Below are 17551 nucleotides of genomic sequence, written 5' to 3' on the forward strand. Positions count from 1 at the left end.
GTCATTTTCCATGTAGGAGCTATTCAGCCAGCTTGCCTGGCTAATAGCGATGGGGGTATCGCGAATAGCCTTCGGCTGATTCGCTCCCACAGGGTAAAAAAGCTGATTTGCTCCCACAGAGTAAAGAGCTGGTTTGCTCCGGCAAGATTAGATGAAGCGACTCACTTCCACGACACGGTGGTCATTTTCCATGTAGGAGCTATTCAGCCAGCTTGCCTGGCTAATAGCGATGGGGTTTATCGCGAATAGCCTTCGGCTGATTCGCTCCCACGGGGGGGGTAAAAAAGCTGATTTGCTCACACAAGGTTAGATGAAGCGCCCCCTCCTACAAAACCCAGCAACTTCACATCAAATACTTTTTGACGTTCTTCTGGCCTTGCTGTTGTGAGCCCACTTGCTTCTGCTCAGCTTTTAATTGCTCAAGCAATTCCTGTTCTTCTTTCAACAGGTCTTCAAGAAACACTTGCTGTTCGTTAGTCAGGTCGATGAGGTCACTGACTTGAGAAAACCACTCACGCATCAGTTCGTTTCGTTTTTGAATGCGTTCTTCGACGCCTTCTTTTACGCCCTGGCGTATCAGTGAGCGAAGTTCGAGCGAGAGGTTTTTTACCTGGCTAAATAGGTCGTTATTCATATGACGATTAATTCTGCTTTGAGGGCACCGGCTTGTTTCATGGCTTCGAGTATTGCCATGAGGTCTCCGGGGGCGGCGCCAATTTCATTTACGGCTTTGACGATGTCGTCGAGCGTGACGCCAGGGCCGAACTTAAACATGCGGCTGTCGCCGCCATCATCGATGTTGATGTTAGTTTGCGGAACCACAACCGTCTCACCTTCAGCCAGCGCGTTGGGTTGTGCCACTTCGAAATCTTCGGTGATGGTGACGGTCAGACTACCGTGTGTCACGGCCACTGGTTCTATCTGTACTTTTTGCCCCATGACTATGGTGCCGGTACGGGAATTAATAATAATTTTCGCGCGCTCGGTGCCGGTTTCTATTTCAAGATTTTCGATCACCGACAGGTATGCGACGCGCTGACTTGTGTCTCGCGGAGCACTGACCCGGATACTGGTAGCGTCGAGTGCTTCGGCGGTGCCCGGCCCCAGTAGTTCGTTGATTTTATCGGTCATTGAGCGTGCTGTAGTAAAGTCGGGCTGGTCCAGGTTGAAGATCAGGCTGTCGCCACGACCGAAGCTGCTCGGTACTGCTTGTTCTACCGTTGCGCCGTTGGGGATACGGCCAACACTGGGAACGTTGACGGTAATACTTGAGCCGTCGTTGCCTTCGGCACCAAAACCACCGACGACGAGGTTACCCTGCGCAACCGCGTAAATGCCGCCATCAGCGCCTTTTAATGGGGTAAATAACAGTGAGCCGCCGCGCAGGCTTTTGGCATTGCCCAGTGACGATACTGTAACGTCGACCCGCTGGCCGGGTTTGGAGAACGGCGGCAGTTCAGCGGTAACGGATACCGCGGCGACGTTTTTCAGTTTCGGGTCGGTGCCTTGCGGTAAGGTGATCCCGAATTCGTTCATCATGTTGCGGAAGGTCTGTGTAGTAAACGGGGCTTTATCGCCCGTCCCGTCGAGACCAACCACCAGCCCGTAACCGATCAGTTGGTTTGAGCGCACGCCTGATATGCTGGTGATGTCTTTGATTCGCTCCGCGTGGGCCAGAGCTGGAATCGTGCTGACCAGCATTATGACGAGTAATTGACGCCAGTTTTTCATCATTTAATCCGTAGTTGCGCAGTTTTTGCCGTTACAGGAGCGTTTGGAAGGGAATGATGCGAAGGGTGTGCCAATTGGTTTGAAAGCTGTAGGAGGGAAGCTTCTTCCCGACACCGTTGAAGCCTGGAAGATATTCGGGGATATGATCCCCTCCTACAAACAGTTGTTCATCCCATCAAATGTCAAAACGGCCAGAGCGGTGACATAAAGATGCGGTCAGCCCAACCTTGCTTGGTGCTGTTGTTGAGGTTGCCTCGGCCACCGAATGAGATGCGGGCATCTGCGACTTTGCTTGAGGCTATGGTGTTTTCTGGTGTGATGTCTTGCGGACGGACCAGCCCCATGATGCGGATATATTCGTCGCCTTCGCTCAGGGTCAGCCATTTCTCACCGCGTATCTGTAGCACGCCATTGGGCAGTATATCTGAGACCGTCACACTGATCTGACCTGTCAGGCTGTTTGAGCGGTCAGCCTCACCTTTGCCCGAGAACTGACGGTCGTTGGTGGTTTCTGAATCCATGGTCAGGTTTTTCCAGCCGGGGACTGTCCCCATCAGGGACGGTACAGCCATGTTATTGTTCGATGACTTATCGGCCACGGTTTCCGCTGATTTCGACGATTGATATTCCTCGTCGAATATCACGGTAATGATGTCGCCGATCCGGTTAGCTTGCTGGTCGGTATATAGCCCTACGCTGTATCTTGGTTGAAACAGCGAACCGTCGTTGGTCGGCGGTGCTTCAAGGCTTTGTGCCGATACAGGAGCGTAGGCCGGATCATCCGGGAATACGTCGCGCTCTTGTTGAATACTGCTGCATGCGCTCAACAGACCAGTGCTTGTAAGTGCGATTAATGCGTTAACTAACAGGCGTTTCATATCACACCTCCATCAGGTGTTCTGTGTCAGGAACTGCAGCATCTGATCGGCTGCTGACACGACTTTTGAGTTCATTTCGTAGGCGCGCTGAACGGTGATCATTTTCACCAGCTCTTCAACCACTTCGACGTTGGAGTTTTCGAGTGCGCCCTGCACTACCCGACCAAAACCATCTTCACCCGGAACTCCACCCTGAGGAGCACCACTGGCTGCAGTTTCCAGGAAGAGGTTGCCACCGGCTGCCTGAAGGCCTGCTGGGTTAATAAAGTCGACCGTCTCAATCTGGCCTAGCTGCTGCGGATTCGGGTCACCGAACATGGTCGCCTGGACAATACCGTCTTCACTGATGGTAAGGTTGTTGGTCTGCTCAGGGATAACAATCTGCGGCTCCAACGGATAGCCATTGACGTTTACGACGGTGCCTTCGTTATTGATGTGGAAGGTACCGTCACGCGTATAACCGATATTGCCGTCAGGCATCTGAATCTGGAAAAAACCGCGACCGTTAACCGCGATATCCAGCGGCTGATCGGTAATTTCGAGCGAGCCGGTGGTAAATACTTTCTGGGTACCTGCGGTACGTACACCGGTACCGAGTTGCAAACCAGACGGCAGGCGACTGTCAGCTGAGCTGTTGGCCCCAGGCTGACGTTGAATCTGGTAGATCAGATCTTCGAATACCGGACGGTCTTTTTTAAAGCCGGTGGTCGCTACGTTGGCGAGGTTGTTTGATACGGTGGTCAGCGCGAGGTCTTGTGCTTCGAGCCCGGTCTTACTGACCCAGAGTGCGTTCATCATAGTGCTGACTCCTTATTGATTCGACATGATCTGTGTCGTGGCGGCTGCCAGCTCGTCGACACGTTTCATCATTTTCACCTGCATTTCATACTGACGGTTCAGCTGAATCAGGCTGGTAAGTTCGGTGACGGCATTGACGTTACTGCTTTCAGTAAAGCCACCAACAACGCTGACATTAAGGTCTGGCTGAGCCGGTGGGGTGCCCTCTTCACGAAAACGGAAAAGACCATCCTCGCCTTTTTCTAACGTTTCAGGATCTGGATTCACCAGCTTCAGCTGCACTGGTTCGGCGACGCCCGCAGGCACTTCACCGAGAGGCTGGATCGTAATAATTCCGGCCTTTGAGATATCGATTTTTTCGAATTCGGGTAATACCACAGGGCCGCCGTCACCAATGAGCTGACGACCACTGCCATTCACCAGTCGGCCCAGTGGATCAACACTGAGGTCTCCGGCGCGGGTATAGGCTTCCTGACCATCCGGGCCGACGACCGCAAACCAGCCTTTCCCTTCAATCGCGAGGTCCATGTTGCGACCCGTCTCGACCAGTGAGCCCATGCTCATATCGCTGGCGGGACGTTCGGTCATGGCGTACGCACGCGATGGGAAGTGTTCGCCGAACACGCCTTGCGCCCGGCTTTGGGTGTAATCAGAGCGGAAACCTGTGGTCGCAACATTGGCCAGGTTGTTGGCGTGTGCGGTTTGCCCGTAGGTGTTCTGTTTGGCCCCGGACATGGCGATGTAGAGTGCGCGGTCCATAGTGGTTGCCTTTCAATAGTTCAGTTACATGAAGTATTGCGAAGGCTGTGCCAACTCTGATTTTTCATTTTAAATCAATCAGTTAGATAAATTTCGGACGGATTTTGAGTGTCGATATGCCGGTGGTTGGGTGTGGAAACGGCAAGCGGTTGCCAGGGTGGCAACGATAGAAAGGAAATAATTTTGTTGTAGGAGCGCAACGCGGAGCTTGCGCGAAAGAAGCCCAAGCAGCATTCGCGCATAGCCAGACAAGCTGGCTGAAGCGCTCCTACAGGGTTACACGTTATCAGATATTCAGAATCGCCTGCGTTATCTGGTCGGTGGTTTCAATGGTCTTGGCGCTCGCCTGGAAGTTACGCTGGGCGATGATCAGGCCCACCAGCTCTTCTGACAGATCGACGTTTGAGTCTTCTAATGCAGATGACCGTATCTGGCCAAACGACGCCGTTCGCGGTGAGCCAATGGTCGGAATACCTGATTCAAAAGACTCAGCCCAGCCCGTGTCGCCGACTGGTGTCAGGCCTTCCGGGTTACGGAAGTTGGCCATGGCCACCTGCCCCAGTGTCTGTGCCTGACCGTTGGTGAATCGGGCGAAGATGATACCTTCTTCATCCACTTCGAGGCCGGTCAGTCGACCTGTTGCATAGCCGTTCTGGTTTACTTCGTTCACCGAGAACTCGCTACCAAACTGGGTCGAACCATTAAGACTGATCTGGAAGTTTGAGTTTGTGGGTGGATCGCTCAGGGGCAAGCCACCTTCCAGTACGTTTGTTGATGTCAGAGCCCCTGTCGAATCGCCATTTTCGTCCACTGGGTCCCAGTTGGTGATGTAGATATCGCCGGTCGCGACTTCGTCTAATGTCCCGTCCTGGTTGAAGAAGAGTTCAAACCGTGAACGCGTCGGGTCCAGGTTTTCCGGAAATGGCAGTGAAGGATCAGGGTCGCCAATGTCGTTACCATCAATCAAGACGTACATAGCCCAGACGTTCTGCTCGTTCGGACGTGTTGGGTCCAGCGGCTCTTTCACAAAGTACTGAGTCATCACATGGGAGTTACCCAGGCTGTCGTAGATGGTGGTCGATGTTGCGTGGTTGTAGGTTTCCTGATTATCTGGGTCGAATGAGTTCAGAGTGAAGTCTGAGTATTCGTCATCGGTCAATGCACCAAAGATACCCGATATGACTGGCTGAGGATCACGTAATACGTAGTTTTCATTGAGAATGAAATTCACGGTGCCGCCTACCGCTGCAGCCACATCAGCCGCCGTGGTGCCACCCAATACCACTGGGCCAGTTCCGGATGCACCCTGAACTACCAGTGAGTCTGTTACGACAGGACTATCAATCGAGACTTTGATATCACGGCCAATTTCGTTAGTGATGACCAGATCCCCGGCATCACTGACTTCTGCACGGAAGCCCGGCAACGTCGTTGCACGGTAAGCATTGATCTCTTCTGCGAGTTCTTCGAGGCTGGTTGATTCCAGAATTTGACCGTTCAGGGTCAGAGACATGTCATTACCCGGGGTGTTGTAGCCAGAAGATGGAATCGTCATTACCGTTTCAGCGGAGGCGGTTACCCCTGGCTGCTGATTGAATAGCGAGACGATTTCGTTGGCTTCGGCATGCTCAGGAATAACAATTTCTGTTTCCTGGCCGTCTGGATCAATCAGAGTGACACGTTGCTCTGGGTACTCGTTAGTGACACCTTCGATGCCTGTGGTCAGTAGAGTACCGTCGTCTGGGTTGACCTGAAGAATACCGTAGAGATCAGACTCAGAAACCTCCTGACCACCTGCGGTAATATTCGTGATCGAGATGATCGAGGCTTCGCCCGCTTCTACTGCCGAAAGCTGCAGCTTATATTGCGGTGGTACGGTTTGCGGTTCTACCTCTACAGCGGCCGCCTGCACACCAATGTAATTATCAGCATCCTGACTGTTCAGCTGGCGGTTAATGCTTGCCGCCAGCTGCTGCACAGAGCGGTATTCTTCATCCAGAGTCACCACGACGGAGCCACTGCGCCCCTCATCATCCGGCGCTGGGACAGTCAGATTGATTCGGAAGCTGTTGGTACGATCGACCTCATCCTGACCCGTCACGATGAACATGCTATCGAAGCCAAGTTCCCCTAACGCTTGAGACTCAGCGACAGTCGGCGTCAGCGAAATGCCTTCACCTGCACCAACTAGAGTGTTGGTAAACACCAGCTGACCACCTACGGCGTCGACGTTCACTTTACCAGCCAGGCCACCCGCACCAATATAGATATCAATCTGTTGTTGAATGGCGACTGCCAGAGCCTCGAGATTGGCATAGTTTGCAGGTGGGATCGTGATAGTAAATGGACCACCCGCGTTACCGGTAGAACTGGTCACTTCAAGGTTGAACTCGTTATTGGCCAGTACAGGCTCGACACCTCCATCAATCCGGTTGTTACTTAGGAAGCCCAGATTAATCAAGTCATAATTGACCGAGCTGGTGGGGTTATCAGCAATTTGTACGAAATCACCACGTGATGCAGGAGCCTGTACCTGAAACTCAATTCTGCCGCCGTTATTCACCGCCAGAACTTCTTCGTTACCGGCGCCGGCGGTCGCGGTTATCTGAGCATTAATTTCTGCCACGATTTCAGTCGTCGATACGGCCGCGTAGCTGGTCGGTGCTGCACCAACCCAAGCTGCCTCACTCAGATTTATGGGGTAGCTCGCTCCCCCCTCAGTAACAACCCGGAAAGCTAAAACGTTATCTACAGCTGGAGCGACTTTGTCTTCAAGATCGAGGGCACTGTAGGTGTTGTTTGCCGTAAGTACGGCGAACTCGCCCGGATCACTCGCTACAATATTCAGAGGCGGAGTTGCTGTTGTCCGCGTAGTCGTTTGAGTACCGGGGATAGAACGAAAATCGGCGGTAACCGGGCTAGCACCAACAAAGAGCTGCTGACCAGCAACACCCGCAGATACTGCACCCGCTACACCAAACACACCATCCCAACCCGGTGTGGTAGTGATGGAGAATGAAGTACCGTTCGTCGCATTGTACCCTGCGCGCTCGATAATCAGGTTACCCGTACCTGGATCTTCAACTGCGCGTAATTGTTGAGAACCGAATGTCGCATCCAAGGCGGATTGTATGTCGTTAAGCACCTCCTGAACGGTGGCACCTGCGGCAACACCGGCCAAGGTAATGGTCTGACTGCCATTACCGTCACCGATATCAAAGTCCATCGACTCAGTACCGTAGCCCGCCGCCGCGACTGCCGCGACTGTATTCGGGAACAATACCTGTGCAGGAATGCCTGCATCCGTTGGCTGACCCGCTGAATCCAGTACGGTTTTGGTGGATTCAAGAATGCCCGCGTCTGCCGCACCAACAGACAAACCGTTGGTGGTTATTTGCAGACCCTGCTCCTGCAGAACCTGCTCACCGGCATCCAGGTTTACGATGGCGGTGGCAAGAGTCGTCAGGCGTGGCGGCTGGTTAGCAATCTGAATATTGATGTCGCCCAGCACACCGCTGACCACACCGTTTTCGTTGGCTTCATAACCCTGCAGACGTGAGCCGTTGTTTGCCACGACAAATCCGTTTTTGTCGAGCGAGAATATCCCTGATCGGGTGTAAGACACACTGCCACGGTCATCCAGTACGAAGAAACCGTTTCCGTCGATAGCAAGGTCGAGGGCATTTTCAGTTCCACTGATGTTACCCTGCGAAAATTCCTGACGGACGTTATCAACCAGTACACCACTACCGACCGGCTTTAAGCCTGTGCCGAGAAGTGTGCTGGTGTAGACATCGGCAAATTCTGCACGGGATTCTTTGAAGCCAACGGTACTGGCATTTGCCACGTTATTACCTGTGACTTCCAGATCCGTAGAGGCTGCACGGATACCACTTAAACCAATATTAAAAGCCATATTTGTACTCCTCTCGCCGGATCAGGCGTCAAGAATCTGTTTAATCTGATCAAGGTTGGCGCGTTCGCCACCGGTTAAGTTCAGGGTCACTTCGCCACCTGCACTCATGGTGACGCTGTCGACACGTGAACTCATCTGCATATCCAGTTGTTCACTCTCACCGGCAATCGTGCCGCTGAGTTTGAAAACGTATTGACCTGGTGGGTAGACGTTTTCAATAGGATCTCCGTTATCGTCCAGTACGATCTCGCCATTTTCATCGCGGAGGTACTGGTCAAGATTCATCTTGCTGCGGTCGAGGTTGACGATGTCACCATCGACCATCAGGTTGTAGCCATCCCAGCGCACAGACATGGCGCCCGCGTCATGTGAACCGAGTGAAATCTGCTCCAGAGTCTGACCATTTTTGTTTTCGATGGTCAGCATCATGTCGCCTGTCGCCGCAGGTACCTCAGTGAAGCCGCTGACCACACCGCCGTTCGTGAGCAGGCCTGTGGTATTACCATCAACAATCACACTCTGACCGACGAGACTTGACGCCTGTAAAGCGGCATTGGAGGTAAACTGTGCCGCCATGCTCTCTGCCGTATCGTTGAGGTTGTCGATCCCTTCAACCGATGAGAACTGAGCCAGCTGAGCAACGAACGCCTGGTTATCTGTCGGCTCCAGTGGGTTCTGATTATTCAGCTGCGCGACCATGAGTTCGAGGAAGGCATTACGACCCAGTTCGTTTTCTTTGGCTTCGGTCTGCGTCGGCGTACGGTACTGATCCAGTACGGCGGCGTTGTTGTTTACTTCGTTAATCGCCATTTATCGCCCCCTTACTGGCCAAGTGTGAGTGTGCGTTGCAGCATCTGCTTCGCGGTTTTAAGAACTTCAACGTTCATTTGATAGCTGCGCGATGAAGACATCATGTCGGTCATTTCTTCAACGATGTTCACGTTCGGGTAGTACACGTAGCCGTCGTCGTTCGCCATTGGATGATCTGGCTGGAAACGTGCCTGTAGCGGTGAATCTTTTTCGACGATGCCGTCGATTTTTACGCCAGCACCCATGGCCGCATCGGTATCCATAAAACCGTTCACATCCCGGCTTTTTGAATTCACTTCGCTTTCGAGCACGGAAAACCAGGGCTTGCGTGCGCGGTAGGTTTCATCCACAGAGCTTGAAGCGCTGTCGGCGTTGGCAATGTTACTGGCGGTGGTATTCAGTCGGACTGACTGGGCAGTCATACCGCTTCCGGCAATGTTAAGTACGCTGGTCAGTGACATAATTATTCTCCCCGGATCGCGTTACGCATGCCTTTGAACTTACCGCTCAAAAATTCGAAGCTGGCGTTGTAGTCCATGCTGTTGCGGGCAAATAAGGCTTGTTCGGTCTGGGCGTCGACCGTGTTGCCGTCGATGGAAGGCTGCAGAGGGTTACGATATTTCAATTCGTCATCGGCAAAGCCGCTGGTACCGCTCAGGTGAGCAGAATGCGTCGCTGACATACCGAATGAGTTATTACTGTGAGTTTCTGCTTCGAGGATGGCTTTAAAATCAAAATCACGGGCCTTGAATCCTGGGGTGTCTGCATTGGCAAGGTTGTTTGCCAGTACTTCAGCGCGTTGCGCACGAAGCTGCATTGCGTTGTCGTGGATTCCGAGTGCGTTGGTAAAGTTGATTGCGCCCATTCTGTACCTGCCTGTTTGCCATATGTGTTCGTCTGCAGAGATACAGCAAGAGCTGGGCCAATTTATTTTTTACTTATTTTTCAATAAGTTATAAAAACAGAGGGCATTTAAAGGAGAGTTTCGCAGAGGGGAACGGCAAGCCCTTACCTACCAGCGGCAAGGGCTAAAACGATTACTTTTTCCGGTAAAGGATACCGGGGTTACAACTGACCATTTCATAGTGATCCGGCATACCGCTCAAGGCTTCCGATGCCCCCAGGATCAGATAACCACCGGGCTTAAGTGCGCCGTGCATCTTCAGCAGGATCTCGCGCTTGCGTTCGGCGCTGAAATAAATCAGTACATTGCGGCAGAAGATAATATCGAAGGTGCCGAGACGCGAGTAGCTGTCGTTCAAGTTAAAGTTTCTGAACTCCACGCCCTGGCGCAGTTCTTTGCCGACGTGCCAGGCATCGTCTCCGGTTTTTTCAAAGTACTTCGCCAGCTGGTCTTCTGGCATGCCACGCCGTATCGCCATCCATGGGTACGTCCCTTCTTTGGCGGCGCTCAAAGCACTTTCTGATAAATCGGTAGCCAACACTGACACAGCAGGCAGACGTTTCGAGCTCGTTCGGCGGAATTCCAGTTCAGTCAGTTTGATAGAGTAAGGTTCCTGCCCTGTTGAGCAGGCCGAAGACCAGATACGTATGGGCGATGATTGTTCAGCGAGCGCAGGGAACACGCGGTTTCGGAGTATTTCAAAAGGATGACTGTCACGCAGCCAGAGTGTTTCGTTGGTCGTCATGGCATCAATGACGTTATTTTTGAACTGACGGTCACGCTCCATGCAGTACATCAGCTCGGTCAGACTGGGTAAATTGCGGTCGGCCATGAGCTTTCGCAAACGGCTGGCGACCAGGTATTCTTTGCCATCCCCCAGCAGAATGCCGGAGAGTCCCTCAAGGTAGTCGCGGAACTGGTTATACTCCGCAGCAGTTACCACGACTTCCTTCTTGTTATGCGTCATCAATTTCAACCGTGGTTAATTCGGCTCACAATATTGTCGGCCAGTACGTCGGGGTCAAACTTTGCAATAAAGTCATTAGCACCCACTTTTTCAACCATTGCCTGGTTAAATACACCACTCAGTGATGAGTGCAGTACTACATAAAATCCCTTCATCGCATCGTTACTACGAATGTGAGTGGTCAGCGTGTAGCCATCCATCTCTGGCATCTCAATATCGGATACCAACATCATGTAACGGTCCTGCGGTCGCTCACCCTCTTCCACGATTCCTTTCAGGTGCTCCCAGGCTTGTCTGCCATCTTCGAGAGCGACAACCTCTACGCCAACGTTCTCCAGACAGCGGGTAATCTGCTTACGCGCAATCTTAGAATCATCCACGATCAGAACTTTCTTTTTACCGGCCTCAGTACGGACGTCGTCACTGACGATGCCTTCACTGATGTCCTCTTTCACCGGCGATACTTCAGCAAGAATCTTCTCTACGTCGATGATCTCGACGATGTGATTCTCAACTTCAGTGACTGCTGTGAGGTAATGCTCGCGGCCCGTGCCCTTGGGCGGTGGATGAATATGTTCCCAGTTCATGTTGATGATTTTGTCGACCGAAGCCACCAGGAAGCCCTGAGTCGCACCGTTGTACTCAGTAATAATCACGAACGAGCCATTCACTTCATCCAGCGGAGGACCACCCGTTGCCAGGCTCATATCGAGAATCGGTGTGGTTCCTGAGCGGATGTGAACAACCCCACGGACAACACGATTGCTGCCAGGCAGGGACGTCAGTCGCGGACACTGTATGATCTCTTTTACTTTGAATACGTTAATGCCGTACAACTGTTCACCGCGGACGCGGAAAAGCAGCAGCTCCAGACGGTTTTCGCCGACCAGCTTGGTACGTTGGTTTACGGACTCAAGAACACCAGCCATGTGTGCCTCTCTTTCAGATCAATTCCGGCATGACCTTTGCTCAACCTGAGGTATGAGTAATAAAAGTGCCGGAATCATGACATCATTTTCGTTAGCTTCATTGAGCATAGTAGAGAACCAGAGAAGCGCAGGCGTTTTATTTGGTTTTTTCATCTGGTCGTTGTCGACCGTTGCTCAGGCCGGAAGCTCTCTGGATGATGTCACCGCTGAACTGAAAAATCGCTGGATTGCACTGGGGGGAGACGCCGGTGTATCGGAGTTTGAGTATCCTTCTGTATCACCGGGATATGAGTTGCCTGACTGCAGCGCTTCGCTAGAGGTGAATGTTATCCGCCACCTGCAACCTGGGCGCAACGGTGTTGAGGTCAGCTGTGCAGCGCCCTTCTGGCGCCAATCGTTCGCGGTTGAACTGAAGGTGTTCGCAGATGTCGTCACCGCTGATACCGATATACGCCGGGATACTGTTATCAATGCAGGTCAACTCAGAATCAGTCGCCTTGACACCTCTGATCTGCACAAAGGGTATTTCAGTAATATTGACGCCGTCAGCGGAATGCTGAGCAAACGAACTCTGCGACAAGGAACACCTGTCACACCTGACATGGTCGACTTACCCGACCTTGTTCAACGCGGGCAACTGCTGAAAATCCGATTGGTCAGGCCGGGCATACAGGTCGAAATGAAGGGCGAAGCTCTGGCCCGTGGTCACTTAGGTGAACATATACGGGTCAGGAATACTCAGTCTGGAGCCACCCTGTTTGCTGAGGTCATCGGCGATGGCTTAGTACAGGTCCAGTGAGTTTTCAAAAAAACTGACACTTTTTCCTAAAGTAATGAAATCTGCTGCCGTTAACTACAATGAAGAGGTACATCTGAATGAAGCTCGGAGAAATGATGATGAACATCAGTAAATTCACTAACGGCAACAGTGTCGACACGAATCGTAGTCGTACTGAACCCGTTAAGGCCCCAGAGACGAATGCTGAAGGCAAAGCCAGGGAGTCCGCGCCACTGACCGACCAGGTCAAGCTTAGCGCGAGCAGCAAAAGCATTCAGCAGATAGAAGCTGAGATTAAAGAGATGAAGGACGTCGACGACGCAACCGTTGAGCGCATCCGTAGCGCCATTGATAACGGCGAATACAAAATCGATTACGACAGACTGGCAGGGAAAATGCTTGATTTTGAGGACCGATTCAACTTCTGAGGTCCTCAGGTATGCTTTTAGATACCTCTCCCCTTGCCCGGCTGATGTCATCCGAGCTCGACGCCAGCCGGCAGCTCTTCACCCTGCTAGAGCAGGAACTGGAGGCCGTGAGCCACCACCGTACGTCTGAACTGGATACTCTGAACCCTGCCAAAGAACATCAGGTTAAGTTGCTGAAGCAGCAAGCAGGCACGCGTTTAGAGTGGATGAAAGACCACCAATTACCGCTCAGTGCAGAATGTCTTCAGCACGAAGCTATCCAGAGCAATCCCGAAATTCACCCCTTGTGGCAGCAGCTTGCCGCTCAGTATGAGGCCAACCGGCAAATCTCTGAGCGCTTGAGTGAAATGGTTCTGGCGTTGCGATTCCGCGCCGAGCAGAAGCTTCGTATCTTGCATGCCCGACAGAATGATCCACACTTATATAATGAATATGGAAAAACTTCCGGAGCGAATCCGGGACTTAATAGTATCGAAGCGTAGTGGATCGTCAGACATGCCAGAGGCAAGTATCAATCAGGAATTTCTGCTGAACACCCCAGAAGACGTATACGGCGCTCTGCGCAAGGTTGTGCTTCTGGAAACCCCTGTGACCCTGCGTATAGACGGCGACGACACCGAATACAAATCGGCAATTACGGAAACCAGCTTCAAGTCCCGCAGCTTCTTTATGGACCGGGTTATCCCGATGCAGGGCAACGATCTGATCAGGAGCGGTAAGCGATTTTCAGTGGAGTGCGACACCCAGGGGGTGCGCATTGAATTCCGAATGACGGGTCGCCTGCGCTATCAGCCGGATCAGGAGCAGTATCGCGCCGAATTTCCCGAAGAAGTTCTCTATCTGCAGCGTCGCACTGCCTACCGTGTCATGGTGCCACCTGCACACCAGATCTTAGTAACACTGCGCTTCGAAGACGATGATGAAGACAGCGATGGACTCACAGGGCGCCTGGTAGATCTGTCTTCGAGTGGTTTTAAGGCCAAGTTCAAAGGCGACATCACTGACATACTGCACAACCACAAGGACATCCCTATGGCCCGGGTTCGCTTTAACCGCGATAACTCGATGGATTGCAGCCTGGAAGCCCGCCATATTCAGCTGAGTGACAACGGCAATACACAATGTGGCTTCTCCTTCACCACGATCTCACCTCAAGGCCAACGCTTCATTGACCGACTGATCACGGAGTTTCAGTGGGAAGAACGTCGCCTGAAGGAACAACAGAAAAACGAATTAGACAACATCTGAGTGCGCAGCCCCTGCCGGGGCTGACAATCACGACACCAACCGTTAGAATCCTCAGCCTTCCTCCCTATAGCTCAACAGGATAGAGCTTCCGCCTCCTAAGCGGACGATTGGGGTTCGAGTCCCTATGGGGAGGCCATTCCTTCTTTCAAAGTCTTCCAATACCAACAAATTCCTCGCCACAAGCCTCGTAAATACTGGGTTTTCGTTCCAACAACATCCAAAGACATCCATTTATATCGCAGATAGTTCTGGGGTAACTTTCGGGGTAACTGAGTTCGGGTGGGTAAAAGTTACCCCAGGAGATAGGAATGCCTCTGTCAGCGGTAGCGGTATAGAACGCACAACCCAAGGCCAAGAACACCCAACCTCAACAATCACGTCTACTGCGCTGGAAAGACGTTCAACCACGCGTAGGTATCTGCCGCTCTCAGGCACACGCCATGATCAACGAGGGCACCTTCCCTGCTCCGGTTAAGCTCGGTGCCCGTGCTTCAGCCTGGGTCGAATCTGAAATCAACGACTGGATCGAAAGCAGGATTAGCGCCTCTCGCAACGAAGGAGGTGCAGCATGAAGAAATTCAAGAAGAAGGAATACATCATCTGCCATCTGCTGACAGTCGGACATATCTCCAGCTTTGAGGCTATCAGCAAATACAGACACGCACGCCTCTCTACCGTCATCCATGAGCTGCGCACTGCTGGCGCAGCTATTCGAACGGTCGATGAGCCTCACGTCGGCGGCACCCATGCGCGCTACCACGTCATCGACAAGCAAACAGTCCTCAACACTCTTACGCCTGAGATGTTGACAAATGCTGACCTCCTGATGAACGCAGTAAACGACCCGGAGTACTGAGTTATGGGTCAGCGAGCAGACAAAGCAGGGAAGCTTAGCTCTGGAGAGGACTCGCGAGCTATCCAGCCTGGCGATTAACTCGCCGCTGCAAATCCAGCAAACCCTTTACTTTTTTGGGGTGGAATCCTGCACTAAAGCCCCATTTGCGCGACAGAGCGTCGCGGTTAGTTAGCGGTGGAGTTTCGGCTTGGTAAAACGGTTCAGCCTGCCAAGGCATAGCCATAAGCTGTGATTGCAGACTCGATAAGCACTGACGCAGGCGCTTGCTACGCTCTGCTGGCATGGCTGCATTCATAGCAAAGAAATCGAACAGATAGGCTGCTTTGCGACATTCGTCCAGATCGAAGCCATCCAGAGCAAAGCCGTCCAGATCAGGTTCCCACCCTTTGTTCCAGGCAGCATCGGCAAGTAGGCACAAACCGTCAGCAGCGCTCTCTAATGAGGCGCTGCGTACAACCTGCAGTAATACTTGCCGATACTCTTGATCTGTCATTTCAACTCTCCAGCTCCTGCAGCTGGTTTACCATAAACTCAATATTACCCTTGAGTCTTCGCTCATTGCCAACGGCGCCAATCAGGGCTTCTTCTGCGTGCTTACGCAGCTCTTCTGCAGTGAACTTACCCGCCTGATGAAGCGATATTATGTCAGCCTGGTCGTCAACTGCCAATCGATCCAACTTACTTACAGCCAGGTCAAGTGCTGTTACTACATACGCAACCAGAGGGTCAGAATCAGAGCCAAAAAGCGGTATGGCATCATCCTGATAGTACTCAGGTAGTAAACCAGAAATGGTCGGAGAGAAGGTATCATCCACAATTAGGGCCTTCTCAAGCCCATCATCGTCTGTATAAATAATGGTAATATCATCCAGCTCGAGCGCCTGTGCAGCCTGTATCTCAACATCAATATCGCTTGAACCACGAGCATTTGTATGGATATGCAGAGCAGCACCACCAAAGATGTAAGCCCTATAAGTTCCTGGCTCAGCATCTGCCACTTGCTCAGATATTGCAGCGTTCACCTCCAACATGGCGTCTATAATGGCGCGCCCCATTGGAGTATTGGTGAACAGTTTTTCCTTACTCATAGCACGGCTCTTTCCGACGTTATGTAGACCACTATAACAACCTTAAAAGCAGCCCCCCAACCTGTTATATCCCGAATCTATCCGATATATTTATCAAAAATAGCAGGGATGAGTATGGCGATCCAACAAGGCATCTGGCGCATTAACGCCGGCAACAGTACCACCAGTACACCACTGCGGCTCCAAACTGCCCGCCTGGACGATGAAAACCAGCTGGAAGAGTTGATTGTGCAGGATGTGTCGATCATCAACTCCGACTGGCTGCTGATCGGCCGGCAAGTGCGCACCAGTTTTGATAAGCGCATAGACTTGATGGCGCTGGATGCCAATGGCAGCGTCATCATAATTGAACTTAAGCGGGATAAGACTCCCCGTGATGTGGTGGCGCAGGCCATCGACTACGCCTCGTGGGTGGAAACACTGGAAGACAATCAGCTGGTAGATTGTTACATCGATTTCGCAAGTAAACACAAATTACCAAATCAAAGCCTCGACGTGGCATTCAAGGCTAAGTTTGGCCTGTCGTTAGCCGATGTCACCCTAAACGACTCACATCAGATGGTGATAGTGGCATCTGAACTGGATGCCAGTACTGAGCGCATTATCACCTACCTGAACAACCGCCATGGCGTAGGTATTAACGCAGTGTTTTTTTCCGCGTTCAGCGATGGTAGCAACCGTTACCTGTCCCGCGCCTGGATGATAGACCCACAGGAAACCCAACAGCTCGTAAGCACCCGAGGTGCGCGCGAACCGTGGAATGGCGAGTTCTATGTATCCTTTGGCCATGGCGAATGCCGTAACTGGGAGGATGCTCGCCAGCACGGTTTTGTCGCTGCAGGCGGTGGTCAATGGTATTCCAACACTCTGAATATGTTGGCCGAAGGAGACCGGATTTGGGTGAATATCCCTAAAACCGGTTACGTTGGCGTGGGTATTGTGACCGGAGAACGACAGCGCATCAGTGAATTCTGTATCGCCGGACAACCACTGACCAGCCTACCAACTCAATTGGACTACAGCAGTTTCTCAGCAGCGCCTGACGACAGTGCAGAGTACGTCGTGCCTGTTAAATGGCTACACACCGAAGCCAACAGCAATGCCTTCAGTGAGACCGGGCTATTCGGCAATCAGAATACCGTGTGTAAACCTACGACAACCAAATGGCGTCACACGGTTGAACGACTAAAAGCAATTTGGAAAATCGATAGCTGAGAAATATGTTTTAGCGATAGTTATCACCGGCTCTCAATTCTTTCTACCACCCCAAAAGTAGGGGTAACTATCGGGGTAACCAATTCCGTTAACAATTTAAATATCTATATTTTTCAAATAGTTGAAAATGAAATTCGGCCTCCTATGGGGAGGTCATTTCTGAATATCACTGTTTCACCTCTCACACCTCGCCGATGACGCTAAATATACGATAAGCTCCGTGTTCAGGAACGTCAGGTTCAGGGA

The 17551-nt window shown here is 52.0% G+C and carries 20 protein-coding genes and 1 tRNA gene; 8 read left to right on the forward strand and 13 right to left on the reverse strand.

From position 1 onward, the window contains the following. Positions 1-343: 343 nt before the first annotated feature. The 11 genes from AC5E51_RS02960 to AC5E51_RS03010 form a co-directional block, all read right to left on the reverse strand. The gene (locus tag AC5E51_RS02960) at positions 344-634 is read right to left on the reverse strand and encodes a hypothetical protein (protein WP_491778100.1); all 291 of its coding nucleotides are present in this window, start codon (positions 632-634) and stop codon (positions 344-346) included. Continuing rightward, positions 631-1731, reverse strand: coding sequence for a flagellar basal body P-ring protein FlgI (locus AC5E51_RS02965; protein ID WP_301181575.1), 1101 nt, complete (start codon positions 1729-1731; stop codon positions 631-633). Before AC5E51_RS02965 ends, AC5E51_RS02960 begins: the two co-directional genes overlap by 4 nt. Positions 1732-1913: 182 nt before the next feature. Next, on the reverse strand, positions 1914-2609 hold the full coding sequence (gene flgH / locus AC5E51_RS02970) for a flagellar basal body L-ring protein FlgH (protein WP_491228264.1): 696 nt from the start codon (positions 2607-2609) through the stop codon (positions 1914-1916). A 12-nt stretch (positions 2610-2621) separates the two neighbouring features. Further along, positions 2622-3407, reverse strand: coding sequence for a flagellar basal-body rod protein FlgG (gene flgG / locus AC5E51_RS02975; RefSeq protein ID WP_068438825.1), 786 nt, complete (start codon positions 3405-3407; stop codon positions 2622-2624). Positions 3408-3419: 12 nt separating this feature from the next. After that, on the reverse strand, positions 3420-4166 hold the full coding sequence (locus tag AC5E51_RS02980; RefSeq protein WP_068438827.1) for a flagellar basal body rod protein FlgF: 747 nt from the start codon (positions 4164-4166) through the stop codon (positions 3420-3422). Positions 4167-4452: 286 nt separating this feature from the next. After that, a complete protein-coding gene (locus AC5E51_RS02985) occupies positions 4453-8082 on the reverse strand; it encodes a flagellar hook-basal body complex protein (protein ID WP_491778101.1) in 3630 nt (1209 codons plus the stop codon). Between the two features lie 21 nt (positions 8083-8103). Further along, positions 8104-8892: a flagellar hook assembly protein FlgD gene (locus AC5E51_RS02990; RefSeq protein ID WP_301388111.1), complete on the reverse strand. Its 789-nt coding sequence runs from the start codon at positions 8890-8892 to the stop codon at positions 8104-8106. Between the two features lie 11 nt (positions 8893-8903). Then, a complete protein-coding gene (gene flgC / locus AC5E51_RS02995) occupies positions 8904-9353 on the reverse strand; it encodes a flagellar basal body rod protein FlgC (protein WP_068441483.1) in 450 nt (149 codons plus the stop codon). Positions 9354-9355: 2 nt separating this feature from the next. Next, entirely contained in the window at positions 9356-9757 is a 402-nt protein-coding gene (flgB, locus tag AC5E51_RS03000; RefSeq protein WP_068441480.1) for a flagellar basal body rod protein FlgB, read from the reverse strand. Between the two features lie 172 nt (positions 9758-9929). Further along, positions 9930-10763, reverse strand: a complete 834-nt coding sequence (locus AC5E51_RS03005) for a CheR family methyltransferase (protein WP_068441491.1) — start codon at positions 10761-10763, stop codon at positions 9930-9932. A gap of 5 nt (positions 10764-10768) precedes the next feature. Further along, complete coding sequence (locus AC5E51_RS03010) at positions 10769-11692, reverse strand: chemotaxis protein CheV (RefSeq protein WP_068441477.1); 924 nt, start codon at positions 11690-11692, stop codon at positions 10769-10771. A 76-nt stretch (positions 11693-11768) separates the two neighbouring features. Here AC5E51_RS03010 and flgA point away from each other — a divergent pair, with 76 nt between their 5' ends. The 7 genes from flgA to AC5E51_RS03045 all read left to right on the forward strand — a co-directional run bounded on the left by flgA (position 11769) and on the right by AC5E51_RS03045 (position 15002). After that, complete coding sequence (flgA, locus tag AC5E51_RS03015; RefSeq protein WP_491778102.1) at positions 11769-12491, forward strand: flagellar basal body P-ring formation chaperone FlgA; 723 nt, start codon at positions 11769-11771, stop codon at positions 12489-12491. Positions 12492-12568: 77 nt separating this feature from the next. Beyond that, positions 12569-12898 (forward strand): flagellar biosynthesis anti-sigma factor FlgM, encoded by a 330-nt coding sequence (flgM, locus tag AC5E51_RS03020; RefSeq protein WP_245820069.1) that lies wholly within the window; start codon positions 12569-12571, stop codon positions 12896-12898. Positions 12899-12909: 11 nt separating this feature from the next. Then, complete coding sequence (gene flgN / locus AC5E51_RS03025) at positions 12910-13380, forward strand: flagellar export chaperone FlgN (RefSeq protein WP_308790148.1); 471 nt, start codon at positions 12910-12912, stop codon at positions 13378-13380. Positions 13381-13393: 13 nt separating this feature from the next. Further along, the gene (locus AC5E51_RS03030) at positions 13394-14146 is read left to right on the forward strand and encodes a flagellar brake protein (RefSeq protein WP_488045596.1); all 753 of its coding nucleotides are present in this window, start codon (positions 13394-13396) and stop codon (positions 14144-14146) included. A 60-nt stretch (positions 14147-14206) separates the two neighbouring features. Then, positions 14207-14282 (forward strand) — tRNA-Arg (locus AC5E51_RS03035). Between the two features lie 247 nt (positions 14283-14529). Beyond that, on the forward strand, positions 14530-14718 hold the full coding sequence (locus AC5E51_RS03040; protein ID WP_068441009.1) for a helix-turn-helix transcriptional regulator: 189 nt from the start codon (positions 14530-14532) through the stop codon (positions 14716-14718). Next, positions 14715-15002 carry a winged helix domain-containing protein gene (locus tag AC5E51_RS03045; protein WP_491778103.1) on the forward strand — a complete coding sequence of 96 codons (288 nt, stop codon included), beginning with the start codon at positions 14715-14717 and terminating at the stop codon, positions 15000-15002. The genes AC5E51_RS03040 and AC5E51_RS03045 overlap by 4 nt, the downstream gene beginning before the upstream one ends. 58 nt (positions 15003-15060) lie before the next feature. On the opposite strand, the gene AC5E51_RS03050 is transcribed toward AC5E51_RS03045, so the two are convergent. Beyond that, positions 15061-15495 carry a hypothetical protein gene (locus AC5E51_RS03050; protein ID WP_068441003.1) on the reverse strand — a complete coding sequence of 145 codons (435 nt, stop codon included), beginning with the start codon at positions 15493-15495 and terminating at the stop codon, positions 15061-15063. Position 15496: 1 nt separating this feature from the next. Further along, positions 15497-16090: a DUF6036 family nucleotidyltransferase gene (locus AC5E51_RS03055; protein WP_068441466.1), complete on the reverse strand. Its 594-nt coding sequence runs from the start codon at positions 16088-16090 to the stop codon at positions 15497-15499. A gap of 114 nt (positions 16091-16204) precedes the next feature. On the opposite strand from AC5E51_RS03055, the gene AC5E51_RS03060 reads away from it, so the two are divergent. Continuing rightward, a complete protein-coding gene (locus tag AC5E51_RS03060) occupies positions 16205-17305 on the forward strand; it encodes an endonuclease NucS domain-containing protein (protein WP_068441463.1) in 1101 nt (366 codons plus the stop codon). Positions 17306-17551: the final 246 nt, after the last annotated feature.

The sequence above is a fragment of the Thalassolituus sp. genome (assembly GCF_984348125.1).